At 34.9% G+C, this 17,733-nt stretch carries 20 protein-coding genes; 8 read left to right on the forward strand and 12 right to left on the reverse strand.

Going from position 1 to position 17,733, the window contains the following annotated elements:
* Positions 1–22 precede the first annotated feature (22 nt).
* The 6 genes from AC57AW_RS07575 to AC57AW_RS07600 form a co-directional block, all read right to left on the reverse strand.
* Complete coding sequence (locus AC57AW_RS07575) at positions 23–1,318, reverse strand: DEAD/DEAH box helicase (protein WP_496351400.1); 1,296 nt, start codon at positions 1,316–1,318, stop codon at positions 23–25.
* A gap of 179 nt (positions 1,319–1,497) precedes the next feature.
* A complete protein-coding gene (locus AC57AW_RS07580; RefSeq protein WP_496351401.1) occupies positions 1,498–2,136 on the reverse strand; it encodes a porin family protein in 639 nt (212 codons plus the stop codon).
* 96 nt (positions 2,137–2,232) lie between these two features.
* Positions 2,233–2,721: a DUF6438 domain-containing protein gene (locus AC57AW_RS07585; RefSeq protein WP_496351402.1), complete on the reverse strand. Its 489-nt coding sequence runs from the start codon at positions 2,719–2,721 to the stop codon at positions 2,233–2,235.
* A 261-nt stretch (positions 2,722–2,982) separates the two neighbouring features.
* Entirely contained in the window at positions 2,983–3,966 is a 984-nt protein-coding gene (obgE, locus tag AC57AW_RS07590) for a GTPase ObgE (protein ID WP_318848893.1), read from the reverse strand.
* Between the two features lie 62 nt (positions 3,967–4,028).
* Positions 4,029–4,607, reverse strand: a complete 579-nt coding sequence (locus AC57AW_RS07595; RefSeq protein ID WP_318848892.1) for an adenylate kinase — start codon at positions 4,605–4,607, stop codon at positions 4,029–4,031.
* Positions 4,608–4,744: 137 nt separating this feature from the next.
* A complete protein-coding gene (locus tag AC57AW_RS07600) occupies positions 4,745–5,299 on the reverse strand; it encodes a phosphoribosyltransferase (protein WP_496351403.1) in 555 nt (184 codons plus the stop codon).
* A 398-nt stretch (positions 5,300–5,697) separates the two neighbouring features.
* Here AC57AW_RS07600 and AC57AW_RS07605 point away from each other — a divergent pair, with 398 nt between their 5' ends.
* Positions 5,698–7,287: an ABC-F family ATP-binding cassette domain-containing protein gene (locus AC57AW_RS07605; RefSeq protein WP_496351404.1), complete on the forward strand. Its 1,590-nt coding sequence runs from the start codon at positions 5,698–5,700 to the stop codon at positions 7,285–7,287.
* 149 nt (positions 7,288–7,436) lie between these two features.
* On the opposite strand, the gene AC57AW_RS07610 is transcribed toward AC57AW_RS07605, so the two are convergent.
* From AC57AW_RS07610 to AC57AW_RS07635, 6 genes are all read right to left on the reverse strand, one after another.
* On the reverse strand, positions 7,437–7,955 hold the full coding sequence (locus tag AC57AW_RS07610; RefSeq protein ID WP_496351405.1) for a HEAT repeat domain-containing protein: 519 nt from the start codon (positions 7,953–7,955) through the stop codon (positions 7,437–7,439).
* A gap of 91 nt (positions 7,956–8,046) precedes the next feature.
* Positions 8,047–8,604 carry an AAA family ATPase gene (locus AC57AW_RS07615; RefSeq protein ID WP_496351406.1) on the reverse strand — a complete coding sequence of 186 codons (558 nt, stop codon included), beginning with the start codon at positions 8,602–8,604 and terminating at the stop codon, positions 8,047–8,049.
* 32 nt (positions 8,605–8,636) lie between these two features.
* Positions 8,637–9,563 carry an alpha/beta fold hydrolase gene (locus AC57AW_RS07620; protein WP_496351407.1) on the reverse strand — a complete coding sequence of 309 codons (927 nt, stop codon included), beginning with the start codon at positions 9,561–9,563 and terminating at the stop codon, positions 8,637–8,639.
* 61 nt (positions 9,564–9,624) lie between these two features.
* Positions 9,625–10,023 carry a hypothetical protein gene (locus tag AC57AW_RS07625; protein ID WP_496351408.1) on the reverse strand — a complete coding sequence of 133 codons (399 nt, stop codon included), beginning with the start codon at positions 10,021–10,023 and terminating at the stop codon, positions 9,625–9,627.
* Positions 10,024–10,238: 215 nt separating this feature from the next.
* Entirely contained in the window at positions 10,239–10,913 is a 675-nt protein-coding gene (locus tag AC57AW_RS07630; RefSeq protein WP_496351409.1) for a hypothetical protein, read from the reverse strand.
* 2 nt (positions 10,914–10,915) lie between these two features.
* A complete protein-coding gene (locus tag AC57AW_RS07635; RefSeq protein ID WP_496351410.1) occupies positions 10,916–11,317 on the reverse strand; it encodes a hypothetical protein in 402 nt (133 codons plus the stop codon).
* A gap of 152 nt (positions 11,318–11,469) precedes the next feature.
* On the opposite strand from AC57AW_RS07635, the gene AC57AW_RS07640 reads away from it, so the two are divergent.
* The 7 genes from AC57AW_RS07640 to dapB all read left to right on the forward strand — a co-directional run bounded on the left by AC57AW_RS07640 (position 11,470) and on the right by dapB (position 17,630).
* On the forward strand, positions 11,470–12,756 hold the full coding sequence (locus AC57AW_RS07640; RefSeq protein ID WP_318848885.1) for an adenylosuccinate synthase: 1,287 nt from the start codon (positions 11,470–11,472) through the stop codon (positions 12,754–12,756).
* 138 nt (positions 12,757–12,894) lie between these two features.
* Complete coding sequence (locus tag AC57AW_RS07645) at positions 12,895–13,215, forward strand: hypothetical protein (protein WP_496351411.1); 321 nt, start codon at positions 12,895–12,897, stop codon at positions 13,213–13,215.
* 253 nt (positions 13,216–13,468) lie between these two features.
* Positions 13,469–14,314, forward strand: coding sequence for an energy transducer TonB (locus AC57AW_RS07650; RefSeq protein ID WP_496351412.1), 846 nt, complete (start codon positions 13,469–13,471; stop codon positions 14,312–14,314).
* A 164-nt stretch (positions 14,315–14,478) separates the two neighbouring features.
* Positions 14,479–15,252, forward strand: a complete 774-nt coding sequence (locus tag AC57AW_RS07655) for a ParA family protein (RefSeq protein WP_103231733.1) — start codon at positions 14,479–14,481, stop codon at positions 15,250–15,252.
* Between the two features lie 69 nt (positions 15,253–15,321).
* Positions 15,322–16,212: a ParB/RepB/Spo0J family partition protein gene (locus AC57AW_RS07660; RefSeq protein WP_496351413.1), complete on the forward strand. Its 891-nt coding sequence runs from the start codon at positions 15,322–15,324 to the stop codon at positions 16,210–16,212.
* Complete coding sequence (locus AC57AW_RS07665) at positions 16,212–16,850, forward strand: DUF5683 domain-containing protein (RefSeq protein WP_496351414.1); 639 nt, start codon at positions 16,212–16,214, stop codon at positions 16,848–16,850. The genes AC57AW_RS07660 and AC57AW_RS07665 overlap by 1 nt, the downstream gene beginning before the upstream one ends.
* Before the next feature lie 78 nt (positions 16,851–16,928).
* Complete coding sequence (gene dapB, locus AC57AW_RS07670; RefSeq protein WP_496351415.1) at positions 16,929–17,630, forward strand: 4-hydroxy-tetrahydrodipicolinate reductase; 702 nt, start codon at positions 16,929–16,931, stop codon at positions 17,628–17,630.
* Positions 17,631–17,733 lie beyond the last annotated feature (103 nt).

The following is a 17,733-nucleotide window of genomic DNA, read 5'->3' on the forward strand; positions in this document are numbered from 1 at the left end:
CAATTTGAAAAGGGTTTTGTTTTTATTTCTTTCTGGTGAAATTCTTGTTTTTAGGCTTTTTAAACCCGGCCGTAGCTCCCGCTGATGGCTTTTTATTAGGTCTGGAGTTACTATTACCAGATGTTTTAGGTCTATCACCGCCTGAAGAAGCAGGTCTGTTATTAGAATCCCTTTTCTGAGCAATCAAATTATCAGTATGGAACGGATGTTCTTTGATCACAGGAATTTTCTTTCCAATCAGTTTTTCAGTATTCTTTAGATTTAAAAGATCAAGTCCGTCTACAAAAGAGATAGAATTACCTTCAGCTCCGGCTCTTCCTGTTCTTCCAATTCTATGTACATACGTTTCCGAAACATCAGAAAGCTCAAAATTGATCACAAATTTCAATTCGTCAATGTCAATCCCTCTTGCAGCAATATCTGTGGCAACAAGAATTCTTGTTTTTCCGGATTTAAAGTTGTTTAAAGCATTTTGTCTCGCATTCTGAGATTTATTACCGTGAATGGCCTCAGCAGAAATGTTATCTTTCTGAAGCTTTCTTGCAATTTTATCAGCACCATGTTTCGTTCTTGAAAATACCAGTACCGAATCTGAAATGTCATTTTCAAGAATGTGGGTCAATAGATCCAGTTTATTTTCTTTTTCAACAAAATAAACCGACTGTTTGATGGTATCTGCTGTAGAAGAAACCGGAGTTACCTCTACTTTTACAGGATTATTAAGGATAGAATTGGCCAGTTTCTGGATTTCTCCCGGCATTGTTGCGGAGAAAAATAAAGTCTGTCTTCTCTGTGGTAAAAGCTTAATGATTCTTTTTACGTCGTGTACAAACCCCATGTCAAGCATTCTGTCTGCTTCATCAAGAACAAATATTTCAAGATTTTTTAAGCTGACGATGCCTTGGGCAATAAAATCAAGAAGTCTTCCTGGTGTTGCAACAAGAATATCAATTCCTTTTCTCAGAGCAGCTTCCTGATTCCCTTGTTTTACCCCTCCAAAGATAACAAGTTGCTTTAATGGAAGGTACTTACCATAGGCATTGATGTTTTCTTCAATTTGAATTGCCAATTCTCTGGTAGGTGTAAGGATTAACGCTTTTATATGTTTATTGGGAACTTTATTTTTGGATAAATTCTGTAGAATAGGAATAGAAAAAGCAGCAGTCTTTCCTGTTCCCGTCTGTGCACAGCCTAAAAAGTCTCTGCCTTCTAGGATATCAGGAATAGATCTTTCCTGGATAGGAGTAGGAGTCGTGTATCCCTGCTCCTGGATTGCTTTTGCAATAGGTTCTATTAAGTTTAAGTCTGTAAAATTCAAATGAATTATTTTAAAATTTAAATAAAAATTCCTTCAGTCTGAAAGAATTACATTCTGCAAAGGTAGTCTAAATATTTTTAAGTATCTTATTCCACTTTTTTAGACTTATGTAACTATTGAAAAACAGAAATGGCCACCCGAATATGAGCCGCCATTTATTTCTATTAAAAGTCTGAAGTTTATTTAAACCTATATCCTACACCCGCCTGCAGAAATCCAATTTTTATAGGAACTGAATTGCTTTTATTCATTTCTATAAAATTGAAATGGTATCTGGCATCAACAAAAAATTTCTCATTGAGCTTGTATTCAGCGCCAAGGAAAGGAAATAAACTCAAGGTTTTTACAGATTCGTAATTGTGGGTTTGGATCTCACCAAAAGGAGTATTCATTTTTACTTTGGATGATATGTTAAACCCTAAGTTCATTCCTACAGATGCAGATAGCTCTGGAACAATATAATATTTTACTGAAATAGGAACCTGTATCTGATTGAATTTGTAATCAAAGTTGATATTCCCCGTGTTTACCACCTCGTTGCCTACCAGTTCGTACCAAGGATAAGCATCTTTACCACCCAGTTGAGTGTACAGTAATTCAGCCTGCAAACCCAATTTAGAAGATAAAGGTTGTTCTGCTACGATACCTGCATAGAAATAGGATTTTGAATCCAGCTCAGTTCCAAAAAATTTCATATTGGATAAGGAATATCCTCCCTTTACACCAAAGCTCATAGATGCCGGATCTTTTGTGTTTTGTTGTGCATTAAATATTGCTGAGAAAGCAAATGCTGCAATGAAAAAAATGTGCTTCTTCATATTTATTTTAAATGGTTAATAGTTTACAAAAAAAATAATTCCTCCAAATGAAGGAATTACTGTTGCAAAGATAATTTAAATATTTTTTTAGTGAAACTATTTCACTTTACTCCATTGCTGATTTTTTCTTAAGTTTTCAAAAAACTGATACACTTCTGAAAGTTTTTCACTTCCGTGTTTTCCGTAATCTTCAATATTTTTTGAAGTTCCGTCAGCGAATTTGATTCTTAAATAAGAAGTGGGAAGATCGGTGATATTTTTCTCACCATACTTGTCGTTTAAGCTTTTTACATTGAGCCCGTCTAGCAAACTGATTAATTTATTGTAATCCTCTTCTTTGATTGTTCCTTTGAAAGTTCCTTCACGAGGCTTGGAAAATTCATCTTTTGAAGGTTTATCATTAAAATTAAAATGTTCTGCTTCAAAAACAGCCGTTCTGTCCGGGCTGATTGTCATTTTAAATACAGGACAGAATCCAAAACAGGGAGTAGCCTCATATTCAATGGTAGAATATTGGGAGTTTACTTTCTGAGAAGTACAGGAAAATAAAAATACAAATGCACAAAGGCCCAGTAAATATTTCATAGTTTTTTCAATTTCGGATGGTCTCCCAATAATTGTTCCAAAAGCTGCAATCTTCTTTTGTTTTTATGTTAAATATAAAATAGAAAACCTGTTTAAATTTTTATTTTGTTGAAATGATGAATCTTGACTATACTTTATTTCTTAATGATTTAAAATATTGAATGGAAGAAAAAAATGAAGACAGCCTCAGGTTCTCCTGAGGCTGTCTTTTATATTGCAGTTTCATTTTATAAAAAATATAACTGATAAATCTATGTTTTTCTATCCGTGTAATTGCTTCCAGATAGCATCTTTCAGCTCCATAAGACCTTCTCCGGTAACCCCTGAGAAGAATAAAGGCTGCTTATTTTCAGGAAATTCTGCTGCAATTTCCTTTTTCAGTTCATCATCCAAAAGGTCAGATTTTGAAACGGAAATAATTAAATCCTTATCCATAAGTTCAGGATTATATTCCTTCAGTTCATTTTCCAGAATTTTGAATTCCTGGAAGTGATTTTCAGAATCAGAAGGAATTAAAAATAACAAGATAGAGTTTCTTTCAATATGTCTCAGGAATCTGTGTCCTAATCCTTTTCCTTCTGCTGCTCCTTCAATAATTCCTGGAATATCAGCCATTACAAAAGATTTGTAATTTCTGTAATCCACGATTCCAAGGTTAGGAGTCAGGGTGGTAAAGGCGTAATTAGCAATTTTTGGTTTTGCTGCAGAAACAGATGCTAAAAGTGTAGATTTTCCGGCATTTGGAAACCCAACAAGGCCTACATCAGCCAAAATTTTAAGTTCGAAGACAACATAGCCTTCCTCACCATCCATTCCGGGTTGAGCATATCTAGGAGTCTGATTGGTAGAAGATTTGAAGTGTTCGTTTCCTTTTCCACCTTTTCCACCTTGCATCAGGATAATTTCCTGTTTGTCTTCAAGGATTTCTCCGATAATTTCACCTTCTTCATTTTTAGCAATACTCCCAATAGGAACATCGATATAAATATCAGAACCGTCAGCTCCGGTCAGCTGGTTTTTTGCTCCGTTTTCACCTCGTTCTGCTTTTATGTGACGGGTGTATCGAAGTGGAAGTAAAGTCCATTCCTGAGCATTTCCTCTCATAATGACGTGTCCGCCACGACCTCCGTCACCTCCGTCAGGACCTCCTTTAGGAATATACTTTTCACGGCGAAGGTGGGCAGAACCAGCACCTCCGTGTCCGCTTTTACAATGGATTTTTACGTAATCTACAAAGTTAGACATATAGTTTGTGTTGCGAGTTGCGAGCACGGAACGAAATTTCGTATCCTGCACCCATATCTCGATTATTTAATTTTCTCTACCTCAGCGAAAAGTTTTTGGGAAATCTCATCAATTTCTCCAACACCGTTTACCTCTACATATTTACCCTGCTGCTTATAAAGCTCGGCAACTTCTGCTGTTTTAGTATAATATTCTTTAATTCTGTTTTCGATGATCTCTACATTGCTGTCGTCTGATCTTCCGCTGGTTTCGCCTCTTTTCAGAAGTCTTTCAACCAAAATTGTGTCCTCTACTACCAATGAAAGACAGATGTCTATCTTATCATTCAGTACTTCTTTAACGATGGTTTCCAAAGCTTCTGTCTGAGCAGTTGTTCTTGGATATCCGTCAAAAATAAAACCGTTGGTATCAGTAGGTTTTTTGACCTCATCGATCAGCATATCTGTTGTTACCTGATCCGGAACCAATTCTCCCTTATCGATGTATGACTTAGCCAGTTTTCCAAGTTCAGTGTCATTTTTCATATTATATCTGAAAAGATCACCTGTTGAAACCTGTTTTAAATTGAATTTCTCGATTAGATTCTGAGCTTGTGTTCCTTTTCCACTTCCTGGAGGGCCGAACAGAACAATGTTTATCATAATTTTGATACGCTTTCAGCAATTGACATTCGCTTTTGGCAGTTTGCTCTTTGCTTTCAGCTTTTTTAAGTTATTATTAAATTTATTTCTTTATATAATTTTTAAGCTAAAAGCTATCAGCTAATAGCCAACAGCGTTTAATGGTTGATTTGTCCTTCTGCCAGTTGATATAAATTAGGTAGGTTTCTTCCCAATTCATCATAATCAAGTCCGTATCCAAGTACAAATTTGTTTGGAATTTCTTTTCCAATATAATCCAGTTTGAAATCTTTCTTGTAAATCTCAGGTTTCAGTAAGAAACTAGCCAGTTTTACAGATTTAGGACGTTGTGTTTCTTTAAAATATTTGAAAAGACTTTCAACAGTATTTCCTGTATCTACGATATCTTCCACAAGAATAATGTGACGGTCTTTCACTTCTTTAGTAAGCTCCATTTTCTGATAAACAATCCCTGTAGATTCTGTTCCTACATAAGAACTCATTTGAATGAAGGCAATTTCACATTCCCCCGGGTAATATTTTAAAAGATCTGAGAAGAACATGACCACCCCATTTAAAACGCCAATGAAAACAGGTACTTCATCTTTGTAATCTTCATAAATTCTTAACGCTGTCTCTTTTACAATTTCCTGAATTTCGGCATCCTTTAAATAAGGAACGAAAGTTTTGTCGTGAACTTTAATGCTTTCCATAAAATTTTTAGTAGGAGGCAAAGTTACGGATTTTTGATTAAAATACTTTCCTGTTTTTATTAGTTTGAAAGTTTGATGGTTTCAGAATGGCAGATTTAGGTATCATGATGAAGGCTGTTTAAATCAGAATAAGTATAAAGCATTAAACGATATAGGAACGTGTAGCCTCAAAAAAATGAATTCTTTGAAAGATAGTAAAGGTCTGCTGTTTGATATGCAGAAGGAAAAAGAGATGATAAATGTCTTGATAATTTATAAAAAAATAAATATTCCGGAAAATGAGTACCTTTGTACTTTCAAAACCCAAAATACAGACATGTAGGATAGTATTTCTTTCAGATTCAATAAAACAGTAGCTAAAATGTTACTGGTGTTTAACCATTATTAAGAAAGAAATCATGATTTTACTGCAAAATATATCCTTTGGGTTTCCGGGAGGAGATCTTCTATTTAATTATACCAATTTAACAATACCTTCTCACACCAAATCTGCTTTGGTGGGAAGCAACGGCATGGGGAAATCAACCCTGCTGAAAATTATCGCAGGCGAAATACAGCCTTTAAGCGGAAATAGTACTATTTCGGGACCTGTTTTTTATGTTCCACAGATGTTTGGGAATTGTAATGATCTTACCATTGCTGAATGTCTGAGAATAGACCAGAAACTGAATGCGCTCCAAAAAATAACCAATGGGGAAGTAGATGAAATTTATTTTGAAATTCTCAATGACGACTGGGAAATTGAAGAGCGTTGCCGACAGGCATTGGAGCATTGGGGACTTGACAATTTTGAATTGACTCAAAAGCTGGAAGGCTTAAGCGGTGGTCAGAAAACCAAGGTTTTTCTTGCCGGAATTCAGATCAATCAGCCTGATATCATTATATTGGATGAACCTACCAATCATCTGGATCTTAAGGGAAGAAAGTTACTGTATGATCTGATTGATAAAACAGATGCAACAGTGGTTATTGTAAGCCACGACCGAACTTTGCTTAATCTTATTGATACCCTGTTCGAACTAAGTAATCAGGGAATTGCCACGTATGGCGGGAATTATGATTTTTATGCAGCACAAAAAGAAGTGGAGGAAGAAGCTTTGCATAATGATATTCACGCGAAAGAACGAGCCCTGAAAAAAGCGAAGGAGAAAGAAAGAGAAACTTTAGAACGCAAGCAGAAACTGGATGCAAAAGGAAAGAACAAACAGGAAAAATCCGGGGTTGCTCGGATTATGATGAACACTCTTCGGAATAATGCTGAAAAAAATAGCTCAAAGCTGAAAAGTGTTCATGCAGAGAAAATCAGTGGAATTTCAGAGGGTTTGAGAGATCTGCGCTCCTCTGTAAAGAATTCTGAGCAGATGAAGGTGAATTTCAATGATTCCAATCTGCATTCAGGAAAGATTTTAATGACGGCTGAAGATATAAACTTCAATTATGGGAATGGAAATCTGTGGAAAGAAAATCTCAATATTGATATCCGAAGTGGAGAAAGAATCTCAATCAAAGGTTCGAATGGCTCAGGAAAAACCACTCTCATAAAGCTTCTGCTGGGAAATACCGAACCTTCCGAAGGGAAAATAGACAGAGCAGAGTTTAACAGCATTTATATTGATCAGGAATATTCTCTGATTGATAATGACTCTACTCTTTATGATTTTGTCCAGACCTTTAATGATAATGAGCTGCAGGAATTTGAGGTGAAAACATTACTGTCCAGATTTTTGTTTGGTAAAGATACCTGGGATAAAAAATGTGGTATGCTGAGTGGAGGCGAGCGTTTGCGGTTGCTTCTCTGCGGACTTTCTATTAGTAATAAAGCTCCGGATATCATAATCCTTGATGAACCAACGAATAACCTTGATCTTCAGAATGTGGAAATTCTCACCCATTCCATTAAAGATTATCAGGGAATGCTGTTAGTTATTTCCCATGATAAAATTTTTCTGGAGGAGATTGGGATTGATCGGGAATTGATGCTTAGCTAAGAGATTTTTTATAATGTATAGTGTGGGAAATATTCAATAGAGACGGGCTTCAGCCCGTCTTTTAATATCAGTGAAAATCCATTGGCTTCAGCCAAAACTTATAAAACAAAATCCCGGAATCATTATCCGGGATTTTTATATGAAAAGAATTATTTCTTTGTCTTCTTAATCGCATCCAAATAAATCTTCTTGATACTGTTTTTCTCTTCTTTCTCACTGATATCTTCAAGAGCTGGAAGCAGGGTAGAGTTGTGTGGGGTTTTCAGTTTTAAAATTTCGCCCAATGCAAATGCTGCGCTCCAACGTACCACAGTTCCTTCATGTTTTGTATTCCCCAAAAGGTTGCCAATTGTCTGATCCAGATTTTCTGTGAACAAATGAGCGGTGTTACCTATTACTTTGGCACTTTCCCATTTTATTCTCGGTGCTTTTTCGGTAAGCGTTTGGGTGACAAATGAAAATACGGTTTCATCCGCAAGGCTAGCATTCTGTTTTGTTGCATATTCTATTGCTTCAATGCAGGTTGCTTTTACGGGATCTTTGGATTTTTCAGCGAAAGCAATCAGTTCATCAACAGGTAAGGAAGTGTCGATAATCCACTTACTAATGATCTCAACTTTTTCTTTTGATTTTACTGCCTTATCTTTTATAAGTTCTTCTAGAGTCACGGTGATTGATTTTATTTTTTCAGTGTTCTAAAATAACAATTCTTCTGAAAGTAACATAACCTTTGTCATTGCGAGCAAAGCGAAGCAATCTCTATTTAGCCTGTAAGTTTCCCTGTTTTATTGTATTCAGAACAATATTCATCTTTTGAGACAGATCATAATCACCTGAAAGTTCTATCAAAGGGATATTCATCTCAGATAACCATTCAAGGTGGGCTTTTAATGTTCTGTTGGCAATACCTGTGTTGTGATCATAATCTTTAGCCCAACCCATAAACTCCTGGAATTTTTTTACTCTTTCCGGATTGATGATAATTTCATCACCATACCTTTCATGCTCCCTTTTTCGCAGCCTTTGCAATCTTACGTCAGGAGGGAGATAGAGGAAAATAATCAGGTCAAATTCAGGAAATATATTTTCACCCCAATGAATGATTGAACCTCCAAAAATCCAGTTTTCAGCAGCATGAAGAGTGTCCGAAACGGTTGAATTTCTTATTTCAGGGTTTTGTCTTTCTGTAAAAGGAATTGGTGTTGGAAGCCAGAAAAAATCATCACTGTCGAAATATTCAAGATTGAGTTCCTCAGACAATGCTTTTCCTAAAGTGGTAACCCCGGAACCTGAAGCTCCGAAAATGTGTATTCTCATGACTTTATTAGTTTATGAATCTGCGAGAGTTTTTAATTCTTTAATATCCAATGATAGATTTCATTCAGTACCTCTTCCCGTATTTCTTCATTAAGAATCTCATGGCGCATCTCTGGATAAATTTTTACATCAACATTTTGGAAACCATCAGCTTTTAAATGGTCAACAGTATGCATAACCCCTTTTCCAAAATCACCAATCGGATCATTTTGCCCGCTTACAAAAAGGAAGGGAAAAGATTGGGAAATAGAAGCAGCCCAGTTTCTTGCTGTAGCCCTTTTATAAATGGTAAATAAAGTATAAAAAGCATTATGGGTAAATGGAATTCCACAAAGTTCATCCTGTTCAAAGGCTTTTCTGTTGTTAGGATTTACACTGAGCCAGCTGGTATCGCTGAAATCTTTATCCTTTTTAAAATGTTTGTTATTAACGTTTGTGAAAACAGAATTCAAAAAAGTACGGTGACGAGGTGCAATAGCTGTAGCTAATAACAAATAACCTCTTAACAAGTCAATTCCTGGTAAAGGTCCGCCGGTTCCTGTAATGATAGCTCCTGCAAACTTACTGCTTGCCTTTTGAAGAAGACAACGGGTAATAAAAGATCCCATCGAATGTCCTAAAATAAAATGCGGAACATCCGGATATTGCTTTGCAAGATAATCAGCCATCATTTCTGCATCGGCTACAAGCCTTTCATCCGGTTTTTCAAGCTGGAAGAAACCAATGTCCTTTTTCTCTTTCACCGATTTTCCATGTCCCAAATGATCATAAGTCAATACAGCAATTCCATGACTGGCAAAATATTCTGCAATCTCAGCATATCTTCCGCTGTGTTCCTGCATGCCATGAACAATTAATAAGGTAGCTTTTATTGTTTCGGGCGAAAATAGAGTGTAATAAAGTTGGGATTCGCTGTTTATATTTGATGGTAAGTATGCTGATGTTTTGGATAATGGCATAGGAACTTGTTTAGATGCTAATCAAAGATAGGGAATAAAAAAGGTTTTGAATGAACAGAAACTATTCCTCTTTTTTAATTGATATTGCCCATAATCTTTTATCCAGATTATATTTCTTTTCTACACTTAAATTTGTAATGGTCCAACCAAAATCAGTCTGGCTTTTATCCATGAGACATAATGTATAAATCTTATCTTTTTCAAAAAAGTGATCTCCATAAAACTCAGGACATTTTACGATAATAGGAATTTTTTTATCTGGGTAGTTATTTATATTTGAATTAATAATTTCAAACTCTATCATAGTAGCATAAGCAATATATCCACAACCAGGAGGAAGAGAAATATCATTTACTATTTTTCCGGTCAGTTTATATTTTCGGCTTTCAATTCTGTTGGGTGGAAAACTCAAAGGAATAATCAGAGAAAATATAAAAATAGATAAACATGTGCTTTTCATTCGAAATTAAAATTTTAGATTAAGCCATTTTATTAAGTATAAAATCACTAAGATTACAAAACAATTATTTATTGATAACGGACAAATAATTTAGAATTTCAAAATGTGGAAATTCTGACGAATTCTACTAAAGATTATCATGGAACTTTGGTGGTGATTTCGCATGATGGGGTATTTTTGGAGGAGATTGAAGCAATAAATAGATTTATAGTATTTCAATAGAAAATCAATTTAAATAAACTCCATAAAACTGCCAATAAAGATGTTGTAAAAATCAATTTTGGGAAGTAACTATTTATTAAATTGTTGTTTTTTAGATGTTTATTTCCTATCACTAATTTGCTTTCAGTCTTTTCCAGTAATTCTGAAAAATAGTTAATAGAGCTGAAATTATCTTCTACTTGATTCTGTAAGTTTGTAATCTCATTTTTTAAAACTTCTAATTTAGCATTTTTTATATTTTCATTTATTTCCTCGTCATGAATATTGATTGCTTGATTTGTAATTCTAGTAATATCATTTTTATATTGTAAAATAAATAAAGAATAATATTTTATCTTTTCTTTAGCTTCATTTATTATTAAATCAACTTGTTGTGGCATTTTAAAATTTAAATTATCAAAACTTAAAAGATAATAAAAGCGTATAAAATAATAAGAGTTAATTACAAAAAGGATATAAGAAATATATTCTTTTTGTATCTCTATTTTAAGACCATTAAATTCTATTTCTGATATTGAAATTATATTCGTACTAAGAAGAATAACTATAGTAGAAATCCAAATTAGATAGTTTCCTAAAGTTTGTGTTTCAGTATGAATGAAGTTTATATAATTATAATCAATTGAATTTAAATTTTTTTCAATATTTTTATTACTAGAATTATTCATATTTATCTATTAAATATTTTAAATAGAAAAGGATTTTCATACAGCTTGTATTCTGGAAATTTTCCGGATTCTACTAAACTTTCTAAAACTGTTACATTTTCTTTGTTTAGATAGGTATCTAATGCTGACCATAAATAAATTGACGTTTTATAATATTGTACTAAATTATATCTAAGAACATCTTGGAAAATGTCCTGATGATCAATTTTAAATAAATTACCCATTAATTTGTACATTTTATCTTCGGGAATTTTAATACCTGTAGTAAAGCTATTTTCAAGTTGTTTTACATAGATAATGTTTTTGAAAATTTCAATATTCTCAATATCTTTTTCTGTGTTTAGAAGAAAAAAATCTCCTAATTCTGTTGTGAAGAAACAATAGTCATATTTAATTTTAGCCATTTTATATATTTTTAGTATTCATGGATTTCAAATATAAAAATAATATTTCAACCCCATGATTTTCACCCCACCCCAAAATAAAATCCCCCTCAAATTTGCCCACCCAATTTTTTAAAAGTAATTTTGCACGAATCTAAAAACAAAAGTAAAATATGTCAACTTATGTAGTTGTAGGTCTTCAGTACGGAGATGAAGGCAAAGGAAAAATCACGGATGTTTTATCGGCTAAATCGGACTATGTAGTACGTTTCCAGGGTGGAGACAACGCTGGTCACACGGTTTATGTGGGTGAAGAAAAATTCGTTTTGCACCTTCTTCCTTCAGGAGTTCTTCAATGCAAAGGGAAATGTATCATTGCGAATGGAGTAGTGGTAAACCCTAAGTCTTTTATTAGAGAAGTTGGTCAGATTGAGAGCAAAGGCTTGAGAACAGATCATATCTTTATCAGCAGAAGAGCGCATGTAATCATGCCTTACCACATCCTTTTGGATACTTACCGTGAAGAGGAACACGGAGGAACTCAGATCGGAACTACCAAAAAAGGAATCGGACCTTGTTATGAAGATAAAATTGCAAGAGTCGGGATCAGAATGGTAGACCTTTTAAATCCTGAAATTTTAAGAGATAAAATTGAGAAAAACTTAAAAGTTAAAAATTCTCTTTTTGAAAAATATTACGGAAAACCAACTCTAGACGTTGAAGAAATCTATAACGAATATTTAGAGATCGGAAAACAACTTCAGGACAGAATCGTTGATACTGAATTAGAATTGAACGAAGCAATCAGAGATGGTAAAAACGTTTTATTCGAAGGAGCTCAGGCGTTAATGCTTGATATCGACTTCGGAACGTATCCATACGTAACTTCATCTTCTCCATCTACAGGAGGTGTTTGTTCAGGAGCTGGTGTACCACCAACTTCACTTCAGAACTTAATCGGAGTAGCGAAAGCATACTGTACAAGAGTAGGAAACGGACCTTTCCCTTCTGAATTAGATAACGAACTGGGTGAAAAAATCAGACAGATTGGTGGTGAATTCGGAGCAACTACAGGAAGACCAAGAAGAACAGGCTGGTTAGACCTTGTTTCTTTAAAGCATGCTTGTATGATCAACGGGATCAACAATCTTGTGATCACTAAGCTTGACGTTCTTACAGGAATTGAAAACCTGAAAGTAGTAACCCACTACAAAACTGAAGACGGAAAAATCATTGATTATTTCACTTCTTCAACAGAGAAATTATACAACTACGAACCAATCTATCAGGATTTACCAGGTTGGAACGAAGATATTACAAAAGCAAGAAGCTATGATGAACTTCCTGACACTGCTCAGAAATACATCGAGTTTATTGAGAAATATTTAGGAATCAATGTATACTTGGTTTCTGTAGGTCCTGAAAGAAGTCAGAACATCATCAGAAAAGAATTATTCTAATATTCTTAGACTATAAAATAAAAAGAGACTATCATTGGATGGTCTCTTTTTTTGTTTTTTATTATCCTTGTCAAGGTTTTAAATCTTGACAAGGATAATGCTTATTATTCCAATTTTAAATTTTTGTATACTTTTGTCTTGAAACGAAGTATAAACAGGGAAATCAATCATATGGAAGAAAATAAAATACCCCAGCGTTTTCTGGATAATATTGTAATCAGCTTATACTTTACAATAGCTTATGCAGTTCTTCTGATTGTTTATTTAGGTATGCCTATAGAGGTCAGTTCAGATTTTTTACTGATCCTCTTTATAGTCTGCAGTTTGGTGTTTAGTATAGGCGCGATTTATTTTGCGGCTAAAAGTTATTCGAAAACAAAGATCAGTTCTGTTATTTTAATTATTATCAATTCTCTGGGATTATTGATACCGCTTACACTTCTTCTCCTGCTTATGTAATCTTCCCTACTAAGCTATCACTCCGTTATTTGTAGTTTGCTGTTTTTATTTATTTTCATAGGAAATAGTTGTGTTTTCCTGTGTGAATTTTCTATTTAAAAATGTTGAAATTAAAACATTGTCATAAAATTTTCTAATATTATGTTGTTTTGTTAAAATTTTGGCAGATGTTTTGATATTACAACATTGCTTATCGATAAGAGCTAACAAAACTAATAATCAAAATTTTTAACAGTTTAAAAAAGTAGTAGTGATGAAACAACATAATCAAAACCAGGAATTTCGTTTTAACGAAGTTCTCTTTGAGCACCGCAATAAAGAATATGGTGCCTATGCATTAAGAAACGAATCAGATAGAATATTAACCAAAGCGCTTTTTATCGGAGCAAGTTTAATGGCTGCAGTATCTATTACGCCGTTTGTGATTTCTGCACTTAAACCTGCAGAAACAATAGGTAAGACATGGGAACTTCCACCACCAATGATAATTCCTGATGAACCAGTGAATCCTCCGGTGAAAATTACTCCGGTAAAGCCTGAAGTCGCTTCAAATGCGAAAACATTTGACAGCACAGTGCCTACACCATCGAGTACAGCTCAGGATAATGTGAAAAAAGATCCCGTTCCTGATGATGCTGTCGCAGGTTTTGCAAACAACTTTAAAGGAGAAACGGTGATACCTAATACACCAAATGTTCCCAATGTATCAGTAGGTACAGGTCCTGTAATTAATACGCCTCCGCCAGTAATTTCTGATCCTGTAGATAAAAATAAAATTGCAGAGTCTGGGGAACTTGGAGTAGAAGCTAATTTCACAGGAGGAATAGACTCCTTCAGAAATAAAGTAATGAACAATTTCGACGGTTCAGGATTTGAATCAGAAGATGTAGTAAAAACGACAGTTACCTTTATTGTAGAAATGGACGGAACCATCTCAGGGGTAAAAGCTAATGGAACCAATGCCGACTTTAACAGTGAAGCCATGAGAACAATTAAAAACATCTCAAGTAAAGGAAAATGGGTCCCAGCCAAAAACAAAAAAGGAGAATTCGTAAGAAGTTATTTCAAATTTCCTATCTCAATGAAGTTTGATAATTAATACGGAAAGACACATTTCAAATAGTTATCCACAAAGATTTTTTTTTGTGGATAATTTTTTTTATTGCTAAATTGCTTATTAACAATATTTTAACTCAATTTTGATTTTCCCCACTCACCGAGAGCAAAGAAAAAAGTGTATTTTTGAAACTTAAAGTTCTAATAATGGCAAAAATCATAGGTATTGCTAATCAAAAAGGAGGTGTTGGTAAAACTACCACCGCTGTAAATTTGGCGGCAGCATTAGGAGTATTGGAAAAAAAAATATTAATCATTGATGCTGATCCTCAGGCGAATGCTACATCTGGTCTGGGTGTTGAAGATGTTCAGTATTCTACATATAATCTACTGGAGCATAGTGCAGACACAAGAGTCTGTATCAAAAGGACAGCAACTCCGAACCTGGATATTATCCCGTCACATATTGACCTGGTAGCTGCGGAAATTGAATTGGTAGACAAGGAAGACCGTGAGTATATGCTGAAAAAAGCATTAGCCAGTGTAAGAGATGATTATGACTATATTATCATCGACTGTGCACCGAGTTTAGGACTTATTACAGTCAATGCACTTACAGCAGCAGACTCTGTAATCATTCCGATTCAATGTGAATATTTTGCATTAGAAGGACTTGGGAAACTCTTGAATACCGTTAAAAATGTTCAGAAGATCCACAATAAAGACCTTGGAATTGAAGGTCTTCTTCTTACGATGTATGACAGCCGATTGAGATTATCCAATCAGGTAGTGGAGGAAGTAAACCTACATTTCCCGGAAATGGTTTTTGAAACCATTATTAGCAGAAACGTAAGATTGAGTGAAGCACCAAGTTTTGGGGAAAGTATCCTGAACTATGATGCAGAAAGTAAAGGAGCTGTTCAGTATATTCAATTAGCTGAAGAAGTTCTTTTGAGAAATGAAAACTTAATAAAGAATTAAATTAATAATAAATGGCCAATAGGTGGATGCTAGCCACCACTTATCAAACATCATTTATCAATTATATCTATGAAGGACAAAAAAAGAGCTATGGGACGCGGCTTGGGCGCCATTTTAAGTGCAGAATCTAAAGCAACTGTAAATTCAGCCACTGACGAAGGGGCTGATAAGTTTGTGGGAAATATTGTGGAAGTTGCACTTGAAGATATTTATCCGAACCCGACGCAGCCGAGAACTTATTTTGATGAAAAAGCATTAAATGAACTCGCGCAGTCAATCAAAAACTTAGGCGTAATTCAACCGATTACCCTGAGGAAAGACGGTGAAAGGTTTGAAATCATTTCCGGGGAAAGACGTTACAGAGCAACTAAAATTGCCGGGTTAACGACTATTCCGGCTTATATTCGTTTAGTAAATGATCAGGAGCTTCTTGAGATGGCTCTTGTTGAAAATATTCAGAGAGAAGATCTTGATGCCATCGAAATTGCACTTACTTACCATAGGCTTTTAGAGGAAATAGGTCTTACACAGGAAAACCTGAGCCAGAGAATAGGAAAAGACAGAAGTACCATTACCAATTCTATCAGGCTGTTAAGATTAAACCCGGATATTCAGAATGCCATCAGAAGCGGTGAGATTTCTGCAGGACACGGTAGAGCAATCATCAGTCTTGAAGGTGAAGAAGATCAGCAGGTTTTATTTGACCTTATCATCAAAGAAAAATTAAACGTTCGTCAGGCAGAGCAGGCTGCTGCTGCATTGAAGAATCCAAAGTCTCCCGCTGCTAAAAAAGCAAATGTAGAGCTTTCCAATAACTATAAAAAAGCCCAGAAGACCATCGCTGATATTTTAGACATAAAGGTGGAGATTAAAGCTTCTGGAAATGGTAAAAAAGGTAAAATTGTTCTGGATTTCAAAAACGAAGAAGAGCTGGAATATATTTTATCCCATATTAAATAATGAAGAAAATATTTTTCACATTTTTCTTGTGTATCGCTGCACTGGCCTATTCACAAGTAAAACCTATTGATACCGTTCGGATGCAGACTCTTCCGAAAGAGGAATCCCGTGTGGTAAAACCAGGCAAAACAGAAGCAAAGATCATTGAAGATCTCGAAAAAGCCAATGGTCCCACCGTAAAAACCATAAAGCTGAATCCTACCAGAGCAGGTTTGTATTCTGCTGTTTTACCGGGATTAGGACAGTTTTACAACAAAAAATACTGGAAGATTCCCATTGTTTGGGGAGCGGTAGGAGCCGGAGTGGGGATTGCTGTATGGAATGATAATCAATACAAGAAATATCGTGAATACTATATCGCTAAACTTAACGGTACTCCAAACGAATTTGTGGACAGCCACCCGTTTTTAGATAAAAAAGCATTGGGGAACGCTCAGGACAGGGCAAAGAGACAAAGGGATTACGCTATTGCAATTACAGGACTTATTTATATTCTGAATATTGTAGATGCTGTAGTAGATGCACACCTTTATGAAAGCCGCCATGACCCGGATTTGGTTTTTAAACCATCAGTTATTCAGGATCAGTATGGCTATAGTGCTCCAAAAACCGGGTTCAGTTTAAGTTATAGATTTTAGACAATATATCTGCAAAAGACTCCGGTTGAAGGCAGTATTTAAAAATAAAAAAGATTATATGAAAATAAAAAAGATTATATGAAAATAGCATTAGTTGGTTATGGTAAAATGGGTAAGATCATTGATGAGATCGCACAGAAAAGAGGTCATGAAGTAGTTGCCCGCCTTAAAGAAACCCCAACTGCTGAGAATCTTAATAATCCGGATGTTGTGATTGAATTCTCATTGCCGGAAGTTGCATTTGAGAATATCAAAGCTTGTCTTGAAAATAAAATCCCGGTGATCTGTGGAACTACAGGCTGGCTGGATCAAAAAGATGAAATAGAAAAACTGGCTGTAGAAAACGGAACAGCATTTCTATATGGTTCTAACTTTAGTTTAGGAGTTAATTTATTTTTTGCTTTAAACGAAAAACTTGCGGATCTGATGAAAAATGTAGATGAATACTCTTGCCAGTTGGAAGAGATTCACCACATTCATAAAATAGATGCTCCAAGTGGAACCGCTATTTCCATTGCAGAAGGAATCATTCAAAATAATCCTAAGTTCGATGCCTGGAAACTGGAAGAAACAGAAGGTAAACAGCTTGGAATTTTTGCAGTACGTGAAGATGAAGTTCCGGGAACCCACAGCGTATATTACAAAAGTGAAGTAGACGAAATCGAGATCAAACATACCGCTTTCAACAGAAACGGTTTTGCATTGGGAGCTGTAGTAGCTGCCGAATGGATTAAAGATAAAAAAGGAAACTTCGCAATGAAAGACGTTTTGGGGCTTTAATTTGTAACAAATTCTGTAAATTGCAGACAAATAAACAGAAAATGATGAATAGTGAATTGTAAACAGCGGACTGCTTTTATCATTTATTACTCATCATTTTTAT

The organism is Chryseobacterium sp. BGA-UO-ETr-SB22 (assembly GCF_059567885.1).